The sequence below is a fragment of the Chitinimonas sp. JJ19 genome (genome assembly GCF_036961565.1).
In the GTDB taxonomy this organism is placed as follows: Bacteria; Pseudomonadota; Gammaproteobacteria; order Burkholderiales; family Chitinimonadaceae; genus Chitinimonas.
Genome location: NZ_JBAMDD010000036.1, coordinates 1 through 1,334 on the forward strand (window position 1 = coordinate 1; position 1,334 = coordinate 1,334).

Annotated in this window: 1 protein-coding gene; it reads right to left on the reverse strand. The window is 64.5% G+C overall.

The window, feature by feature from the left end; translation table 11 throughout:
* Window positions 1-1,257, reverse strand: a 1,257-nt coding sequence (locus V7714_RS20540; RefSeq protein ID WP_335711402.1) for an IS4 family transposase, incomplete at its 3' end; no start/stop codon positions are given.
* Between the last annotated feature and the right edge of the window lie 77 nt (window positions 1,258-1,334).

Genomic DNA, 1,334 nt, shown 5'->3' on the forward strand with positions numbered 1-1,334 from the left:
GCCATCGACATAGCCTTTGGCCTGAGCGGACTTGGGCTTGCGCTTGGAAGTGGCCAATTGCTTCGGACTCATCCGGCTCGCCAGCCGTAGCAGGCGTTCGAGCAGTTGCTGGGGAGGGTCGTCGGCGCACGGTAGTCGCTCAGGAGGCAGCATGCGCAGCATCGTCCCGTAGTCGCTGGCGATGTCCACTGCCAAGTGATAAGTGGACACGTCCAGCTCGGGGTGGCTGTGGCGGTGTGCGTGCTCGATGAGCTGTTTGAGCAGAGCCAGCACGTTGTACGCCAGTACCGCCACCGCAAAGCCGAGTAGCGCCGCCCTTGGGTGACCCAGCGTCTTGATCTCGCTGTGCAGCACCGACTCCAGGCGCTGGAACATGCCCTCAATGCGCCAGCGCATGCGGTACAGCCGTGCGATGGTGGCTGCGTCGATCTCGGGCGGCAGGTTGCTCCATAGCACGATAGCTTGATCACCAGACTCGGTCGGCGTGTGCAGTGTGAGCTCAATGCGCCGCCAGTGCCGCAGCACGCTCTCCTGCGGTTCGGCCAGCTCGATGGTCTGCTCGCGCAGATACCCGGTTTCGATCTCGGTGGGTTCACTCCACGGCCCGCTCGCGCGCAATCGAGGATGGCGCGCATGCTCGCGCACGATGCAGCTCGCGCCACGCTCGGCCAGCCCTTGCAGAATCGCCTGGGTGCAGAAGTGCCGGTCGCCGATCCACACCTGCTGCGCCTGCGCTCGCTCAATCAGCGCCGCCGCGCCCGTGCGTTCGCTCTCGTGCGCGTCCTCGCACGCCACGATGTCGCACACCAGTGCGTTGTCTGGGTCGTATACCACCAATGTGTGGCCTGGGAGTGCTGCGCCGCGGAATCCGCGCAAGGCCCCCAGCCGCTTCTCGCTGGCAGGCAGGTGGTTGCCGTCAAATACCCGTAACTGCCAGCCCGGCAGGCTCTGTCGCTTGGACAGGCCATCCACCAGCGGCCCCAAGCGCTGGGCACTGCCTTGCACCAGCGCGCGTAGGACTGCAGGCTCGGTACGCTGCACTTTGGCATACAGCGCAGCCAGCGACACAGGTAGCCGCTGGGCCATTTTGCGTGCTGCCGCGTGTAGCGAAGGTCGCAGTCCCAGAGTGACCAGCAGCATCAGTTCCACTACGCTGGAGAACAGCAGTTCGCGCGGGTACTGCCGTTGCCGATGCGCCTGGAACACCTCGTCGATCCAACAGGCCGGCAGTGCTTGGTCCAACGCCAGATGCGCCATCATTGCGCCGGGTGCTTGCTGCTCGAACCGCTCTATGACTTCTTGCCAGATGATTGTGCTCCCTGATCGTACGGAAT